This window comes from Roseicyclus sp., from assembly GCF_965662675.1.
Lineage (GTDB): Bacteria > Pseudomonadota > Alphaproteobacteria > Rhodobacterales > Rhodobacteraceae > Roseicyclus.
This window is the reverse complement of sequence record NZ_CBFIIK010000058.1, coordinates 1-15,547: the sequence shown is the minus strand read 5'-3', so window position 1 is coordinate 15,547 and position 15,547 is coordinate 1. Positions and strand designations below refer to the sequence as shown.

Below are 15,547 nucleotides of genomic sequence, written 5' to 3'. Positions count from 1 at the left end.
GTGGCCTGATCGACCATCTTCATGGCCAGACGCACCTTGCCGCGATCGTCGAAGCCCAAGAGCTTGACCCAAACCTCTTGGCCCTCTTTCAGGACGTCCGAGGGGTGGTTCAGGCGGCGGCTTTCGATCTGGGACACATGGACCAGACCGTCGCGCTTGCCGAAGAAGTTCACGAAGGCGCCGAAATCGACGATCTTCACGACTTTGCCCTTGTAGACGCCGCCAACTTCGGGCTCTGCCACGATCGAATAGATCATGTCATAGGCCTTTTGGATGGCTTCGGCATTCGGGCTTGCGATCTTGATGATACCATCATCGTTGATGTCGACCTTGGCGCCAGACAGTTCGACGATCTCGCGGATCACCTTACCGCCCGAGCCGATCACTTCACGGATCTTGTCGGTCGGGATCTGCATCGTCTCGATGCGCGGTGCATGGATCGAGAACTCGCCCGGTGCCGTCATCGACTTGGCCATTTCGCCCAAGATGTGCAGGCGGCCCGCCTTGGCTTGGGCCAATGCGGTTTTCATGATCTCGGAGGTGATGCCCGCGACCTTGATGTCCATCTGCAAGGAGGTGATGCCGGCTTCGGTGCCCGCGACCTTGAAATCCATGTCGCCGAGGTGATCCTCGTCGCCAAGAATATCGGTCAAGATACCGTAGGAGCCGTCATCTTCCAGCACGAGGCCCATTGCCACACCGGCGACGGGTGCTTTCAGCGGCACGCCCGCATCCATCATCGACAGCGACCCGCCACAGACCGAAGCCATCGAGGAGGAGCCGTTCGATTCCGTGATCTCGGAGACGACGCGGATCGTGTAGGGGAAATCGGTTGCCGCGGGCAAAACCGCCTGCAGCGCCCGCCATGCCAGCTTGCCATGGCCGATCTCACGACGGCCGGGCGAACCCACACGGCCAACCTCGCCCACCGAATAGGGGGGGAAGTTGTAATGCAGCAAGAAGTTCGATTTGAAGTTGCCATGCAGCGCGTCGATGAACTGTTCATCATCGCCGGTGCCCAGCGTGGTCACGACCAGACCTTGGGTCTCGCCGCGCGTGAACAGCGCCGAGCCATGGGTCCGGGGCAGCACGCCTGTCTGACAATCGATCGCACGTACCGCATCGAGCGCGCGGCCATCGATGCGGCGGCCATTCTTGACCACATCGGAACGCATGACCATCGACTCGAGCTTTTTCAGCGCCGAACCCAGATCAGGGTCGGCAAGCTGCTCTTCGCTGAGCTTGGCCTTGATCGCCTCTTTCGCGGCGGCCACAGCGGCGACGCGCTCTTGCTTGTCGGTGATGGCATACGCTTTGCGCATCGCCGCTTCGCCGGCCTTTTTGACCACATCGGAGAGCGCCGAGTAATCGGGCGCTGCGAAATCGAACGGCTCTTTAGCGGCATCTTCGGCCAAAGCGACGATCAGGTCGATGACAGGCTGGATCTGCTCATGGGCGAAGTTCACCGCGCCCAGCATCTCATCCTCGGTCAGCTCATAGGCCTCGGACTCGACCATCATGACCGCATCCTTGGTGCCTGCGACAACCAGATCGAGACGCTGCTCGGGGTTGTTGCGCAGGTTATGCATGTCGTCGACAGTCGGGTTCAGCACATATTCGCCATCCACAAAGCCCACGCGGCAACCCGCGATCGGACCCATGAAAGGCACGCCCGAGATCGTCAGCGCAGCCGATGCCGCGATCATTGCCACCACATCGGGGTCGTTGACGAGGTCATGGCTCAGAACCGTGCACATGACGAGGACTTCGTTTTTGAAGCCCGGCACGAAGAGCGGGCGGATCGGACGGTCGATCAAGCGCGCGGTCAGCGTCTCTTTCTCGGTCGGACGCGCTTCGCGCTTGAAGAAACCACCCGGCACTTTGCCCGCGGCATAGTATTTCTCTTGGTAATGGACCGTCAGCGGGAAGAAATCCTGCCCCGGCTTCATCTGCCGTGCATAGGTCACATTGGCCATGACGGAGGTTTCGCCATATGTGGCGATAACCGAACCATCGGCTTGGCGTGCAACACGCCCCGTTTCCAGTGTGAGCGTCTCTTCGCCCCACTGAATGCTTTTCGTCGTGATATTGAACATATATCGTTTCCTATCGGGGAGCTCTCCCGGCCCCTGCCGGGTCTCCCATACCTATGGCGGCCCCATTGCCGCCGACCCCTTCATCATGCCATGCGCCGGGGTCAAAGCGTCACGTCTCAGATGCGCGCGCCATAGCCTGTTTTATCTGATTTGGAAAGCGAATTAGGGCGCGGCACAGCGTGTGCAGGGCGGGCCAAAAAGAAAACGGCCCGCGCAACGGATGTGCGCGGGCCGATTCCAGAAACCTCAGGCGTGGTCGCCTTAGCGGCGGATGCCCAAACGGCCGATCAACGCGGTGTAGCGCGCCTCGTCCTTGGACTTGACGTAGTCCAGCAACTTGCGGCGCTGGGCGACCATCATCAGAAGGCCACGACGCGAGTGGTTGTCCTTCTTGTGGGTCTTGAAATGCTCGGTCAGCGTGGTGATGCGGCTGGTCAGGATCGCGACTTGCACCTCGGGCGAACCAGTGTCGCCTTCCTTGGTCGCGAATTCGGTCATCAAACGCTGCTTTTCTTCGACTGTAATCGACATCGGGGTCTCCTGTTCAAGGGGTGATGGCGCAAGCCGGGATGTCGTCCAGCAGGGCCCGTGGAGTGTGTCCACACCATCATGGCGTGGATGCGCGGCTATAGGCCGGGCGCGTCCGCTTGGAAAGGGGGGGATTGCGCCAATTCCGGCGAAAGCGGCGAAACCTCCCCATGGATGGGCCGAAAAAGCCACAAAATCGACCGATCGAAGGGGTGATTTGGGGGCTGATTGCCCGATAGGGTTCAGATTTTCGAAAGCTCGGGCCATCATGGTCCCCGGTGTTCCGCAGCGAATCATCGGCCAACCGCAACGGGTGGCCTGTCTGATCGCCGCGACAAGACCATGTCAGAAGACGGTCCTCGGCGCAGCAAGCGCCAACATGTCACGAGTGTTTGCGTAACGAGGTATGGACGATGCTGGCGGCTGGTGGACTACTTATCCTTATGGCGATGGGCTACGCGCTGGGTGGTATGATCATGGACGGTAGCGAGCCTGCGGATCCGCTAGCCGATGACACACCCCCACAGCACGATGATGTCACCACAACGGAACAAGGCGGCCAGACCGCGTCGTTGGCCGATCTGCTGCGGCAGGACACCGATCCCGTGACGGCGACGGGCGGTGATGGCGATGACAGCCTGACCGGTGGTATGGGCGACGATACGCTGTCGGGCGGTCCTGGCGATGACACGCTCGACGGTTATGCCGGCGACGACCTGCTCGATGGCGGCACCGGCGACGATGTGCTGCGCGGGCGTGAAGGAATGGACAGCCTTTTGGGCGGCGGCGGCGATGACGCGATCACCGGTGGACCGGGTGCGGACATGATCGAAGGCGGGCAAGATGATGACGCGCTTTTCGGCAATGAAGGTGACGATACCATCCTCGGCCAAGGCGGCGCGGACGAGGTCTATGGCGACGAAGGCGATGATAGCATCTCGGGCGAGGGTGGCACGGATTTCCTCGTGGGTGGGGATGGCAACGACACGCTGTCTGGCGGCGATGACGGCGATCTGCTGTTCGGCGGCGATGGCGATGACCATCTTACAGGCGGGGATGGCGACGACTATCTGCAAGGTGGGTTCGGTGCCGATACGCTGACCGGCGGCGCGGGTAATGACCGGCTTGATGGCACATTCGCCGCAGGCGATTCGATCTTTGGGCCGCATGACGAGGATCAGGGTGATCTGCTCGATGGCGGCGATGGTGACGATGTGATCATCGTCGGCGCGAACGATATCGCGACAGGCGGTGCCGGTCAGGACAGCTTCATATCAGGCAGCTTCATCGAAATGGCCGCAGTTGCAGGGCATGTCACCGACTTCGACCCGTCACACGATGTGATCGAGGTGATGTTCGACCCCGATACGACCCCCGATCCGCTCATCACCGTGGCCGATTTCGCCGATGGCAGCGGGGCCGACATCTTGTTCAACGGCGAATTGATCTTGTCGGTAACGGGCGCACAGGGGCTTGATCCGGCGGCGATCACCTTGCGCCCTCTGGACCTTGATAGCGTTGCGGAAATAGCTTGATCGCCTGCTTGGAGCGCGTCGCGTTTGGTCAAGCCGCCGTCTTCATCGGGGCAGGCGAGCCAGCGTTTGCACAGCACAATGCGTTCGCCTGCCCCGATGAATGCGATAGAACGCGACACGCTTTAGGCCAAGAAATGCGGTAGCATTTGATCAAGCACGGCGTCGGGGGCTTCTTCCATCGCGAAATGACCGCAGCCTCGGATGCAGTCGCCGCTGACCTGATCGGCCCAACTGCGCCAGATGGCCAGGGGATCGCCATTGCGCGCCGGAAACCCGGCCTCGGCCCAGATGAAATGCAACGGCGCCGCGATCTTGCGCCCTGCCGCGCGGTCGGCCTCGTCAAGATCGCGGTCGATCCCGGCGCCTGCACGGTAATCGGCGCACATTGCAGCCACCCGCGCGGGATCGGCGGCTTGGGCGCGATAGCTGGCCAAGGCGGTGGGCGCGAAGGCCGTCAGATCGCCCTTGCGCGACCAACTGGCCAAGGTCCGATCGATATAGGCCGGACCATCGGCATTGATCAGCATCTCAGGCAGGGGCGCGGGCTGGGCCAGAAATGTCCAATGATAGGCTTTCAGCGCCAATTCGCGATCCCATGCGCGCCAGAATTCGGCCGTCGGCACGATCTCGATAATCCCAAGGCGCGCAACACGCTGCGGATGATCGAGCGCCAAGCGATAGGCGACACGCGCACCCCGATCATGGCCCAAGACATGCGCCCTCGGCAGATCAAAGGCGTCCATCAGCCCCACGATGTCGCGTGCCATCTCGCGCTTGGAATAGACGCTGTGCCCTGCATCATCGGCTGGCGCGTCGCTATCGCCATAGCCGCGCAGATCGGGGATGATGACATCGAAACGCTGTGCCAAGCGGGGGGCCACAAGATGCCACGCCATGTGGTTTTGCGGATAGCCGTGCAGCAAGATCAACGCAGGCCCCGCACCGCCCCGATGCACCGAGAGCGTGACGCCGGTGCAGGCCACGCGCGATTGCACAAAGCCGTCAATGCCCGACATGGTCGACCTCCCACGCTTGGGGTTGAACGGCATATCCGATGTAGAGCGGATGCTTGGGGTGGCCGCCTTGGCTGAGCCCAAGATGGAACAAGGCCGCCCGCGCGTCGCGCAGCATCGCTTCGACATGCGCGCCGCGATCCAGATGCGCACCATGCGTGCCCCAAGCACAGATGACGCGATCTGCCCAAGGCAACGCGGCCAAGATCGCGGCGTCATTCTCCGGGCCGATCGGGTCATCTGCCCGGCGCATCTCGCGCGGGTCGGTGGCACGAAAGGCAAAGATGTTGAGAACGCGAAACGCCCCGAACCCCAGCGCCCGTGCCCGTCTTTCGCAGCGTTCGACCGTCGGGTCGTTCTGCACCTCGGTCGCGGTCGAAGGGTTGAGCATCACGAAAAGCGCCCGCCCCCCAGCTGGGTTCCAGACGCGCGTCAGCGTGTAGCGATAGCGTTCGCAATCCGAATATTCAGCAACGGAGTGCGCATCGCCCTTGAGGTGGTGCCGGGTGATCATGTCCCGTTTATGCCGTCATGGCAGCACCGGGGAAACCACAATCCACCCGCGGCAAGCGGGTATCAGTCGCGTTCAGCCGATCAGACGTCGCCGTCCAAATCAGCGTCGTATTCGACACGAATGATCAACCCCGAGGCCATATCGACAGTGACGTCATAGAGGTGTTCGCCATTACGGACTTCGGCTTCTGCGCCGGATTCGTCGACGCCGATCGAAACGACCTCGTAGCCCAATGATTCGAGACCCTTGCTGATGGTCAGCGTATCTTTTCCCAAGAACATGCTGGTCTGGGGCGGGGTCGCATTCGCCGCACCGGCCAACACCGGAAGGGCCAACGCACTTGCAAGCAGGATGCGGAACATTCTGATCTCCTTTTTGCCGGCTGATGACGCACACAAGGCATCCGACAGCGGCGAATCTGTTTCACTGCCACCCTTGGTATCGCTGCAAGATGTTCGGATCATGGACGGATCTGGGCTTTTTGTGTCACGCATGGCCCCAGTTCTGACATGATTTGGCGTCGCTACAGGTTAAAGACCCGTTCGGGATGCACCTCGCCCGCACGCAAGCGGCCAATCGCCAATGGCTGACCGGCGAAACTGACCCAAACCAGATCGCCATACTCGGCCGCACCCGGCAACACTTGGCCAGGATTGCCGTTTTTCAGCCGCGCGGCCCCGGCCTCGGTCGCCAAGAGCATCGGAAGATCGCCCAAGGCCAAGGCGACAGGCTTGAGCAGCGTGTCGATCTCGGGGGTGCGGGCCAATGCCTCGATCCGGTCCATGCTTACCGCATCCTCGATATCGAAGGGGCCGACCCATGTCCGGCGCAAATGCAGCACATGGCCCAGACAGCCAAGCGCCGCGCCAAGGTCGCGTGCAATCGACCGGACATAGCCGCCCGAACCGCATACGAAATGCAGATCGGCATGATCGGCATCGGGCATCGCCACCAACTCCAGCGCGTCGACATGCAGATCGCGCGCTTCCAACGCCATGGCCTCACCGCCGCGCGCGATGTCATAGGCGCGCGCGCCATCGACCTTCACCGCCGAGAACTGTGGCGGCACCTGCCGGATATCGCCGATGAATTGCGCCAGTGCGGCGCGGATCGCGGCCTCGGTCGGGCGCAGTGGCGATGTCGCGATCACCGCACCCGCCGCATCATCGGTGGTGGTGGCCGAACCCCAGCATGTCCTGAAATCATAGCCTTTCAGCGCGTCCCCCAGATAGGCGATGGTCTTTGTCGCCTCGCCCAGCGCGACGGGCAGCATGCCTGTGGCATCGGGATCGAGGGTGCCGGCATGGCCTGCCTTCTTCGCCTCGAAGGCCCAGCGGATCTTGTTGACCACGCTGGTCGAAGTGATGCCGGCCGGCTTGTCGACCAAAAGCCAGCCGGAAACCTCACGCCCCTTGCGATTGCGCCCCATGATCGGCTCCTTTGATCGGCGGAAAGAGCGGCGGGCTAACCGCCCGACGCGGCCCCGTCAACTACCGCGTCCACGACCGTGCCGATGATTGGCCCAACCGGCAGGCCGATATCGGCCCGCCCGATCTGTGGCGCATATAGCCGCGAGACGCGGCCATCGAAATAAAGCGCCTGCGACAAGCCCAGATGATCGCGGAAAAACCGCGCGAAATGGTGAAAATTGATCGGCGCATCCGAAATCACCAGATGCGCGATCTGACCCGTCGCATCGACCCCCACGCCATTGCGCACATTCCGGCTATCGCTGTCGGGCAGAAAGCGCGGATGCAGCGCCCCGTCGATGACCAGCATCGGCCCCGATTGCGTGGCGTCCCGGCATTGGGGCGGCGCGGCGGCGAAGGCACGGCTTTCGATGATGCGCGCATGGCCATCGTTCAGGCATAGCACACCATTGGGCAAAAGCCCGAAATTGCCCGGCCCCGCCGAGGTGATGAGGCGCATCTCCTCGACGCCATCCTCGATATAGAGGCCGACGGGGGCACGATTTTCGTGAAACATCCCCGCATTCATCGCCATTCCCAAGCGCTGCTCGGGGCCCAAAGCCGCGTCGATGGGTGCAAAGCCGCCAAAGATGGCGCCCGCCTCATCGCGCAAAAACAGCCGCAGTTCGCTGTGCTGCAAATCGATCCGGCAGGTGGTGAAGGCTGCGCCGTCAAATTTCACTTGGTCACAAGCCAGCGCGCTGACGGGTGCCAGCCACAAGGCGGCGATAATGGCAAGCGCGCGCTTCATTCGCCGCCCTCCGCCTCACCCCCTTCGATATCGCGCATGACATCTTCACGGGCAAACAGCGCGCGTGTTTCATCCATCCGGTCAAAGGTCTCATCGATGACGAAACGCAGATCGGGGGCGTATTTCAATGTCATCTCGCGCATGATCTCGCGGCGCAATTCGCCACGGTTTCGCTTGAGCGCTTGGATCGCATCCTCGCGCCGCGCCCCGCCCAAGGGCATGACATAGACGGTCGCGATTTTCAGATCGGGCGAGGTGCGCACTTCGCCCACGGTGATCGACATCGCGTTGAGTTCCGGGTCATGCACATCGCCACGCGCCAAGACGGCCGACAAGGTGCGCCGGATCAACTCGCCCACGCGAAGCTGTCGCTGCGAGGGGCCTGCGCCCTCGGAATGCCGGTTCTTTCCCATACCACCGCCTGTTCTGTTCCCTGCCGCACTTATGGGATGGCGGGCCTTGTCGCAAGCGACGGCTTTGCCAAAGCGCATCAATCCGCTATCAGCGGCCACGACAAACGGAGGGATGTGACATGGCCGACAGTGTCGGGATCGCGGTGATGGGTGCCTCGGGGCGGATGGGGCAAATGCTGGCCGAAACGATCGCAGCAAGCGACAAGGCGCATCTGATGGGCGCGACCGAGCGGCCCGGCCATGATTGGATCGGCCGTGACCTCGGCGAGGCGATGGGGCGCGCACCCTTGGGCGTGATCGTGGCCGACGACCCGCTTGCGGTGATCGTGAAGGCGCAGGCCGTGATCGACTTCACCGCACCCGCCGCGACCCTTGCCCATGCGCAACTGACCGCACAGGCGCGCTGTGTGCATGTGATCGGCACAACCGGGCTTGGCGAAAACGATATCGCCGCCCTCGATGCGGCGGCGCGCCATGCCGTGATCGTGCGCGCCGGAAACATGAGCCTTGGCGTCAACCTTCTGACGCGGTTGACCCAACAGATTGCGCGCGCGCTTGATGAGGATTTCGATATCGAGATCGTCGAGGCGCATCATCGCCACAAGGTCGATGCCCCCTCGGGCACGGCGCTGATGTTGGGCGAGGCGGCGGCCAAGGGGCGCGGTGTGACGCTGAGCGATGTCACCGACAGCGGGCGCGACGGGATTACTGGGGCGCGGCGGCGCGGCGATATCGGTTTCTCCGCCATCCGCGGCGGCGATATCGTGGGCGAGCATGATGTGATCTTTGCCGCCGCGGGCGAGCGGATCATCTTGCGCCATGTGGCCACCGACCGGGCGATCTTTGCGCGCGGCGCGATCAAAGCGGCGCTGTGGGGACAAGGGAAGGGGCCGGGCCATTATGACATGATGAATGTCTTGGGCTTGGCATAAATCCGCCGATCGCTTGAATTTGCGCGTTCGGTTTCTAGCTCGCTCTTTATGTACCGTGCATCCGAGAGCGTATCATGATCCGCCAATTCACGATCCTTGCGATCGCAGGGCTGTGCCTTGCCATGTCGGCCGTGCCGCGCGCCGCGCAGGCCGAAAACTTTCGCGTGGTCGACAGCGACACGCGCTTTGTTTCGCTTATCGAAGGGCGAGAATTGCGCAGGCTGGGTATCCGGCTGACAGTCACGCCATCGGGCCAGATCCAAGGTCGCGCCTTTGGCGGGCCTGTGACCGGACAGTGGCGCTGGGAAAACGGCTATTTTTGCCGCGACCTGTTCTGGAACGACACCGATCTTGGGTATAATTGCCAATTGGTGCAGGAAAACGGCGCGACGCTGCGCTTCACATCCGACCAAGGGGCCGGCATGTTCGCGGATCTGACGCTGGAATAGGCCCGCGCCTCAGAAATCGATGGCGATTCCCTTTTTCTCCCAATCGCCGTAGCGCACGGGCTCGGGGCCGTCACGACCGCCAAGCTCAGGCGGTAGCGCAACCTCCTTGGCCGCTTTGCGGCGGGCATCGGCCTCGGCCAAGGCGCGTTGGGCGGCAGGCGGCAAATGCGAGATGTCGCGGGCTTGTGTGTCGTCGCTCATATCCGAAATCCCAAGGACATTCTTGTCGTTAGCTGATTGGTGATATACGCCCCTGATCCTCTGGAACAAGGGAAAGACGCATGAGCCATGGGGCAAGACAAGCGGCGCTGCGCGCGCTCGACGCGGTGCTGCGCGAGCGGCGGATGCTGGCCCATCTGCCCGGCGACGGGCGTCTTGCACCCGGCGACCAGGCGCGCGCGGCCCGCCTTGTCGCGCTGACATTGCGCCATCTCGAACCGCTCGATGCCTGCCTCGCCGCCTATCTTGACCGCAAGCCGCAACCCGCCGCCTTGGCGATCTTGCGCTTGGCCGCTTGTGAATTGCTGATCACCGGGGAAGATGCGCATGGCGTGGTCGATAGCGCCGTGACAATCGCCAAACAGCAAAAACCGACCGCCCGCAGCGCAGGGATGATCAACGCCGTGCTGCGCAAATTGGCGATCGAGGGGCCGGAACGTTTCGCCGCACAACCCGCGCAACGCCTTCCGGGTTGGATCGGCGGGCCGATCAAGAAACGCTGGGGCGCGGATGTCTTGCGCGCGATCGAGGCCGCGCATCTTCCCCTGCCGCCCATCGACTTGACCATGAAACCGGGCATCGCCCATGACCTGCCGCAAGCCCTGCGGTTGCCAACGGGCAGCTTGCGCATGCCGCCCGGCACGCAGATCAGCGCGCTTGCGGGCTACGAGGAGGGCGATTTCTGGGTGCAAGATGCCGCCGCCGCCTTGCCCGTGCGCCTGTTGGGCGATGTCGCGGGGGCGCGTGTGCTTGATTTATGCGCGGCACCCGGTGGCAAGACCATGCAGCTTGCCGCCGCGGGGGCGAATGTGACTGCGCTCGACATCTCGGCGGCGCGCATGGGGCGGGTGGCCGAAAATCTTGCCCGTACCGGGCTTGCGGCCAAGCTGGTGACCGAAGATGCGCTGGCCCATGCCGGCGGCCTTTATGACGCGATCTTGCTCGATGCGCCCTGTACGGCCAGCGGCACGATCCGCCGCCATCCCGATCTGGCCCATGCCAAACGCTGGACCGAGGTGGAACCGTTGACCCGTCTGCAGATGCAACTGCTTGATCATGCGCTGACACTTTTGGCGCCGGGCGGGCGGCTGGTCTTTTGCACCTGCTCGCTTTTGCCGGTCGAAGGAGAGTTTCAGGTGACCGCCGCGCTCAAACGGCACCCCGATCTGCGGGTGATCCCCGCCGATGTCGTCGCCTTGGGTGGTGATCCCACATGGCAAAGCCCCGAAGGCGGGCTGCGCCTGCGTCCCGATTTCTGGGCCGATCTCGGCGGAATAGATGGGTTTTACGCCGCCGTCATGACCCGCGCGTGACAGTCGCCGACGCCGACCCTATCCTTGGCCCAAGACCCGGAGCGCGCAGCACATCACAATGTCCGACAGCCCAGAGTTCAGCACCATGACACAGCCCATGCGCACGCGCATGCGCCTATCCGATAGGCTGGCGGTCTGGCGCGTTGGCATGACCGGGCCGCGCGTAACGGGCTTTGTCTGGGAGCCTTTTCCAGAACTCACCGGGTCCGAGGAGCAAGGCCAGCGCTTGGTGGCGGGCGAGTTGCGCCTTGCGGGTCACAGCATCGCGCTGGATGGGCGCATGCCTTGGCAGATAGACGCGGGCCCCGACCCCTTCATCGACGCGCTGCATGGTTTTGCATGGCTCGATGATCTGGCCATTTTGCCCAATGCTGCGGGGTTGGCCACCGCGCAAGATTGGCTGGGCGACTGGCTGTCGCGTTATGGGCGCGGCGGGGGGCCGGGCTGGTCGCTTGACCTTGTCGCGCGACGGCAGATCGCCATGATCGCGCATGCCCGCTTCGTGACGCAAGCCATCGCGCCCGAGGACAGGCGACGCCTCTTGGCAGCCCTCGGGCGACAGGGCGGTTTTTTGCAGATGCGCGCACCACGGGCCGCGCATGGGCTGGCGCGGTTCGAGGTGCTGGCGGCGCTGGTCCATTCCGCGTTGTCGCTGGCCGGGATGCAGGGCGCGCTGAAACCGGCGCTGAACGCCTTGGCGCAGGCTTGCGCCGAAGATATCGAGGCAAGCGGCGCAATCGTATCGCGCAACCCCGCCGAACTGCTGGATGTTTTCACAAGATTGACCGGGGTCGCCGCGCTGCTGAAGCAAACGGGCAAACCCGCCGATCCCGCGATCGACACCGCGATCGCACGGATCGCGCCCAGCTTGCGCAGCCTGCGCCATGCCGATGGTGGCTTGGTGCGGATGCATGGGGGCGGGCGCGGGGTGGCCGGGCAATTGGACAGCGCGCTTGCCCGCTCCAACCTACGGCCCAGCCGGATCAAGGGCCTGGCGATGGGATATGCAAGATTGGGCGGGCGGCGCGTGTCGTTGATCGTCGACGCGGCACCGCCGCTTTTGGGGCCGGGCAGCCATACGGCCCATGCCTCGACACTGGCATTCGAGCTGGTCTCGGGGCGCGAGCCGGTCATCGTATCGGCGGGGTCGGGTCATGGCCTTGGCCCACAATGGCACCGCGCGGGGCGGGCGAGCGCAAACCATTCCACCCTTTCATTGCTCGGCTATGCCAGTGCGCGATTGGCGCGCGGCGCGACGCGCGCCGATCCTGCGCTGCAGGATTTCGTGACCGGCCCACGGATCGTCGAGGTGCAGCAATCCGAGATGAAAACCGCCGAGGCGATCGCGCTCAGCCATGATGGCTGGCGCGCGACACATGGGCTGGTGCATCTGCGCTCGCTGCAACTGGCCCATGACGGCAGCTTGCTGCGCGGCGAAGATGGGCTGGCCGCGATGACAGCCGCCGATCGTGCGACGCTCGACCGGGTTCAGTCACGGCTGAGCAATGACGACAGGCTACGCTTTGCGGTACGCTTTCACCTGCACCCCGATGCCGTGGCCAAGATCGACATGGGCGGTACGGCGGTCTCGATCCAACTGCCCAATCGCGAAACATGGGTGTTTCGTCATGTCGGCGATGCCGTTCTGAGTCTTGCGCCTTCGGTATATCTCGATGAAGAGCGGGGGCGCCCACGCGCGACAAAACAAATCGTTCTCTCCGCCGCGCTGAGCGGATATGGCAGCGCGGTCAGCTGGACACTGGCCCGCCCCGTGGGGCTTTTGCCCGCGCCGGGCGACGACACACAAGAAGATTGAAAAGGACTATTCCCGTATGACCCATCTGCCGATCCGCAGCGCGCTCATCTCCGTTTCCGACAAGACCGGACTGATCGCATTCGCCACGGCGCTGGCAGGGCGCGGGGTGGCGCTTTTGTCGACGGGCGGCACGGCGCGCGCGCTGCGCGATGCGGGTTTGCCGGTCAAAGATGTGTCCGAGGTGACGGGCTTTCCCGAGATGATGGATGGCCGGGTCAAGACGCTGCACCCGATGGTGCATGGCGGGCTTTTGGCCTTGCGCGACAATGCCGAGCACAGGGCGGCGATGGAGACACACGGGATCGGCGCGATCGACCTGTTGGTGGTGAACCTCTACCCGTTCGAGGCGACCGTCGCCTCGGGGGCGGATTACGATGATTGCATCGAGAATATCGATATCGGCGGGCCTGCGATGATCCGGGCGGCGGCCAAGAACCATGCCTTCGTCACAGTGGTGGTGGATACCGAGGATTACGCCGATGTGCTGGCCGAGCTTGACGCCCATGACGGCACCAGACTTGCCTTTCGCGAGCGCATGGCGCGCACCGCCTATGCGCGCACCGCGGCTTATGATGCGGCGGTCTCGACTTGGATGGCGGGGGCTCATGGCGATGCGGCCCCACGGCGGCGCGCTTTCGCGGGCGTGTTGAAACAGACCATGCGCTATGGCGAAAACCCCCATCAGACGGCGGCCTTTTATGTCGATGGCTCGGGCCGTCCCGGCGTGGCGACGGCCCAGCAACATCAGGGCAAGGAACTGAGCTATAATAATATCAACGATACCGACGCCGCCTTTGAGCTGGTCGCGGAATTCACGCCCGCCGATGGGCCGGCTTGCGCGATCATCAAACACGCCAATCCCTGCGGCGTGGCGCGCGGCGCAAGCTTGGCCGAGGCCTATCAAAAAGCCTTTGACTGCGACCGCACCAGTGCCTTTGGCGGGATCGTGGCGCTGAACATGGCGCTTGATGGCGCCACGGCCGAAGAGATCGTGAAAATCTTCACCGAGGTTGTGATCGCGCCGGATGCCGATGCCGATGCGCGGGCCATTTTCGCCGCGAAAAAGAACCTGCGCCTGCTGACCACCGGCGCGCTGCCCGATCCGCGTGTGCCTGTTTTGGCCTATAAGCAGGTCGCAGGCGGGCTGTTGGTGCAGGACAAGGATACCGGCTTCGTCCCAGAGGCCGATCTGCGCGTCATGACCAAACGCGCGCCCAGTGCCGCCGAGATGGCCGATCTGCGCTTTGCATGGACCGTGGCCAAGCATGTGAAGTCGAACGCCATCGTCTACGTCAAGGACGGCGCGACGGTCGGTGTCGGCGCGGGTCAGATGAGCCGGGTGGACAGCTCCACCATCGCGGCGCTCAAGGCCGGGCGCATGGGGGCCGAGCTTGGCTTGGCCGAGACACCCGCCAAGGGGTCTGTCGTGGCCTCTGACGCGTTTTTCCCCTTTGCCGACGGTCTGATGGCCGCCGCCGAGGCGGGGGCGACCGCGATCATCCAGCCCGGCGGGTCGATGCGCGACGACGAGGTGATCGCCGCCGCCGATGCCGCAGGGCTTGCGATGGTCTTTACGGGCATGCGCCATTTCCGGCATTGATGAACCAAGGCGAAGGTGCGCCGGAAGGCACACCCTGAACACCAAGGGGCTGCGAGGATCGATGAAGCTTTTGACCATCTCCGCCGTGATCTGGTTCGCGCTCGACCAAATGTCGAAATACATCGTGGTCCATGCGATGGGCCTGATCGAGCGCGGTATCATCGAGGTGGCGCCACCATTTCTGACCTTCAAGATGGGCTGGAACCGGGGCATCAACTTTGGGCTCATGTCGGGCGGACCAGAACTGACACGCTGGATCTTGATCGCCGTGGCGCTCGGCATTTGCGGATGGCTTGTCTGGTGGGCGCGCCACGGACTGACCCGGCCCATCGCGCTTTTGTCAGCGGGCGCGATCATCGGCGGCGCCTTGGGCAACACCATCGACCGCGTGATCTACGGGGCGGTCGCGGATTTCCTGAACATGTCGTGCTGCGGGATCAACAACCCCTTCGCCTTCAATGTCGCCGATATCGGTATCTTCGCGGGTGCCTTCGGCTTGCTGATCTTCGCCAATGACAGCAAGATGGAAGATGACGAGAAGTTGGACGGTGACGGGGCCTGAGAATTAGGCTAGACCCCGGCCCCAAGGATGACGAAGGACCGTTTCATGCCGCGCCTGTTATCAAGCCTGACGCTTTGTGCCGCGCTTGTCGTCTTGGTTGCATGTGGCGGTGGCGATCCGCGGCTTATGAATATCCGCAATACCGAGGCCGGGCCCGACGAATTCTCGATCCTGCCGACCAATCCCATCGTCATTCCCGAAGACCTCGCCGCCTTGCCGCCGCCCACGCCGGGCGGCAGCAATCGCACCGATCCCGATCCCGAAGGTGATGCGATCCGCGCGTTGGGTGGCGACCCCTCCGGTGGGACGCGGCAGGCAGGCGATATCGCGCAATATG

The 15,547-nt window shown here is 63.4% G+C and carries 17 protein-coding genes; 8 read left to right on the top strand and 9 right to left on the bottom strand.

Annotation, left to right across the window (positions count from 1 at the left end):
- Positions 1–2,096: polyribonucleotide nucleotidyltransferase (pnp, locus tag ACTG4J_RS09805; protein ID WP_439139101.1), on the bottom strand; the 2,096-nt coding region annotated here is incomplete at its 3' end.
- 261 nt (positions 2,097–2,357) lie between these two features.
- Positions 2,358–2,627: a 30S ribosomal protein S15 gene (gene rpsO, locus ACTG4J_RS09800; protein WP_422239535.1), complete on the bottom strand. Its 270-nt coding sequence runs from the start codon at positions 2,625–2,627 to the stop codon at positions 2,358–2,360.
- Positions 2,628–3,067: 440 nt separating this feature from the next.
- Here rpsO and ACTG4J_RS09795 point away from each other — a divergent pair, with 440 nt between their 5' ends.
- A complete protein-coding gene (locus ACTG4J_RS09795; protein ID WP_439139099.1) occupies positions 3,068–4,159 on the top strand; it encodes a calcium-binding protein in 1,092 nt (363 codons plus the stop codon).
- A 122-nt stretch (positions 4,160–4,281) separates the two neighbouring features.
- On the opposite strand, the gene ACTG4J_RS09790 is transcribed toward ACTG4J_RS09795, so the two are convergent.
- The 6 genes from ACTG4J_RS09790 to rbfA form a co-directional block, all read right to left on the bottom strand.
- Complete coding sequence (locus tag ACTG4J_RS09790; protein WP_439139097.1) at positions 4,282–5,175, bottom strand: alpha/beta fold hydrolase; 894 nt, start codon at positions 5,173–5,175, stop codon at positions 4,282–4,284.
- Positions 5,162–5,686, bottom strand: a complete 525-nt coding sequence (locus tag ACTG4J_RS09785; RefSeq protein WP_439139095.1) for a DUF1643 domain-containing protein — start codon at positions 5,684–5,686, stop codon at positions 5,162–5,164. The genes ACTG4J_RS09790 and ACTG4J_RS09785 overlap by 14 nt, the downstream gene beginning before the upstream one ends.
- Positions 5,687–5,766: 80 nt before the next feature.
- Positions 5,767–6,048, bottom strand: a complete 282-nt coding sequence (locus ACTG4J_RS09780) for a PepSY domain-containing protein (protein ID WP_439139093.1) — start codon at positions 6,046–6,048, stop codon at positions 5,767–5,769.
- A 161-nt stretch (positions 6,049–6,209) separates the two neighbouring features.
- Positions 6,210–7,115, bottom strand: a complete 906-nt coding sequence (truB, locus tag ACTG4J_RS09775) for a tRNA pseudouridine(55) synthase TruB (RefSeq protein WP_439139092.1) — start codon at positions 7,113–7,115, stop codon at positions 6,210–6,212.
- Between the two features lie 35 nt (positions 7,116–7,150).
- Positions 7,151–7,906, bottom strand: a complete 756-nt coding sequence (locus ACTG4J_RS09770) for a phosphodiester glycosidase family protein (RefSeq protein ID WP_439139090.1) — start codon at positions 7,904–7,906, stop codon at positions 7,151–7,153.
- Positions 7,903–8,319, bottom strand: coding sequence for a 30S ribosome-binding factor RbfA (gene rbfA / locus ACTG4J_RS09765; protein WP_439139088.1), 417 nt, complete (start codon positions 8,317–8,319; stop codon positions 7,903–7,905). The genes ACTG4J_RS09770 and rbfA overlap by 4 nt, the downstream gene beginning before the upstream one ends.
- Before the next feature lie 119 nt (positions 8,320–8,438).
- Here rbfA and dapB point away from each other — a divergent pair, with 119 nt between their 5' ends.
- Together dapB and ACTG4J_RS09755 are read left to right on the top strand one after the other, a co-directional pair.
- Positions 8,439–9,251 carry a 4-hydroxy-tetrahydrodipicolinate reductase gene (gene dapB, locus ACTG4J_RS09760; RefSeq protein ID WP_439139086.1) on the top strand — a complete coding sequence of 271 codons (813 nt, stop codon included), beginning with the start codon at positions 8,439–8,441 and terminating at the stop codon, positions 9,249–9,251.
- Between the two features lie 74 nt (positions 9,252–9,325).
- On the top strand, positions 9,326–9,700 hold the full coding sequence (locus ACTG4J_RS09755; protein ID WP_439139085.1) for a dihydrodipicolinate reductase: 375 nt from the start codon (positions 9,326–9,328) through the stop codon (positions 9,698–9,700).
- Positions 9,701–9,709: 9 nt separating this feature from the next.
- On the opposite strand, the gene ACTG4J_RS09750 is transcribed toward ACTG4J_RS09755, so the two are convergent.
- Positions 9,710–9,901, bottom strand: coding sequence for a DUF1674 domain-containing protein (locus tag ACTG4J_RS09750; protein ID WP_422239544.1), 192 nt, complete (start codon positions 9,899–9,901; stop codon positions 9,710–9,712).
- Between the two features lie 80 nt (positions 9,902–9,981).
- Here ACTG4J_RS09750 and ACTG4J_RS09745 point away from each other — a divergent pair, with 80 nt between their 5' ends.
- The 5 genes from ACTG4J_RS09745 to ACTG4J_RS09725 all read left to right on the top strand — a co-directional run.
- Positions 9,982–11,232, top strand: a complete 1,251-nt coding sequence (locus ACTG4J_RS09745; RefSeq protein ID WP_439139083.1) for an RsmB/NOP family class I SAM-dependent RNA methyltransferase — start codon at positions 9,982–9,984, stop codon at positions 11,230–11,232.
- Between the two features lie 58 nt (positions 11,233–11,290).
- Positions 11,291–13,048 (top strand): heparinase II/III family protein, encoded by a 1,758-nt coding sequence (locus ACTG4J_RS09740; RefSeq protein ID WP_439139081.1) that lies wholly within the window; start codon positions 11,291–11,293, stop codon positions 13,046–13,048.
- Positions 13,049–13,064: 16 nt separating this feature from the next.
- Positions 13,065–14,648: a bifunctional phosphoribosylaminoimidazolecarboxamide formyltransferase/IMP cyclohydrolase gene (gene purH / locus ACTG4J_RS09735; protein ID WP_439139079.1), complete on the top strand. Its 1,584-nt coding sequence runs from the start codon at positions 13,065–13,067 to the stop codon at positions 14,646–14,648.
- A gap of 61 nt (positions 14,649–14,709) precedes the next feature.
- On the top strand, positions 14,710–15,210 hold the full coding sequence (lspA, locus tag ACTG4J_RS09730; protein ID WP_439139078.1) for a signal peptidase II: 501 nt from the start codon (positions 14,710–14,712) through the stop codon (positions 15,208–15,210).
- A 45-nt stretch (positions 15,211–15,255) separates the two neighbouring features.
- A partial coding sequence (locus tag ACTG4J_RS09725) for a DUF3035 domain-containing protein (RefSeq protein ID WP_439139076.1) occupies positions 15,256–15,547 on the top strand: 292 nt, incomplete at its 3' end.

Bases quoted from the DNA above. Each gene is read 5' to 3' on its own strand.
- rpsO (WP_422239535.1), bottom strand. From the start codon at position 2,627: ATGTCGATTACAGTCGAAGAAAAGCAGCGTTTGATGACCGAATTCGCG.
- ACTG4J_RS09795 (WP_439139099.1), top strand. From the start codon at position 3,068: ATGGCGATGGGCTACGCGCTGGGTGGTATGATCATGGACGGTAGCGAG.
- ACTG4J_RS09790 (WP_439139097.1), bottom strand. From the start codon at position 5,175: ATGTCGGGCATTGACGGCTTTGTGCAATCGCGCGTGGCCTGCACCGGC.
- ACTG4J_RS09785 (WP_439139095.1), bottom strand. From the start codon at position 5,686: ATGATCACCCGGCACCACCTCAAGGGCGATGCGCACTCCGTTGCTGAA.
- ACTG4J_RS09780 (WP_439139093.1), bottom strand. From the start codon at position 6,048: ATGTTCCGCATCCTGCTTGCAAGTGCGTTGGCCCTTCCGGTGTTGGCC.
- truB (WP_439139092.1), bottom strand. From the start codon at position 7,115: ATGGGGCGCAATCGCAAGGGGCGTGAGGTTTCCGGCTGGCTTTTGGTC.
- ACTG4J_RS09770 (WP_439139090.1), bottom strand. From the start codon at position 7,906: ATGAAGCGCGCGCTTGCCATTATCGCCGCCTTGTGGCTGGCACCCGTC.
- rbfA (WP_439139088.1), bottom strand. From the start codon at position 8,319: ATGGGAAAGAACCGGCATTCCGAGGGCGCAGGCCCCTCGCAGCGACAG.
- dapB (WP_439139086.1), top strand. From the start codon at position 8,439: ATGGCCGACAGTGTCGGGATCGCGGTGATGGGTGCCTCGGGGCGGATG.
- ACTG4J_RS09755 (WP_439139085.1), top strand. From the start codon at position 9,326: ATGATCCGCCAATTCACGATCCTTGCGATCGCAGGGCTGTGCCTTGCC.
- ACTG4J_RS09750 (WP_422239544.1), bottom strand. From the start codon at position 9,901: ATGAGCGACGACACACAAGCCCGCGACATCTCGCATTTGCCGCCTGCC.
- ACTG4J_RS09745 (WP_439139083.1), top strand. From the start codon at position 9,982: ATGAGCCATGGGGCAAGACAAGCGGCGCTGCGCGCGCTCGACGCGGTG.
- ACTG4J_RS09740 (WP_439139081.1), top strand. From the start codon at position 11,291: ATGTCCGACAGCCCAGAGTTCAGCACCATGACACAGCCCATGCGCACG.
- purH (WP_439139079.1), top strand. From the start codon at position 13,065: ATGACCCATCTGCCGATCCGCAGCGCGCTCATCTCCGTTTCCGACAAG.
- lspA (WP_439139078.1), top strand. From the start codon at position 14,710: ATGAAGCTTTTGACCATCTCCGCCGTGATCTGGTTCGCGCTCGACCAA.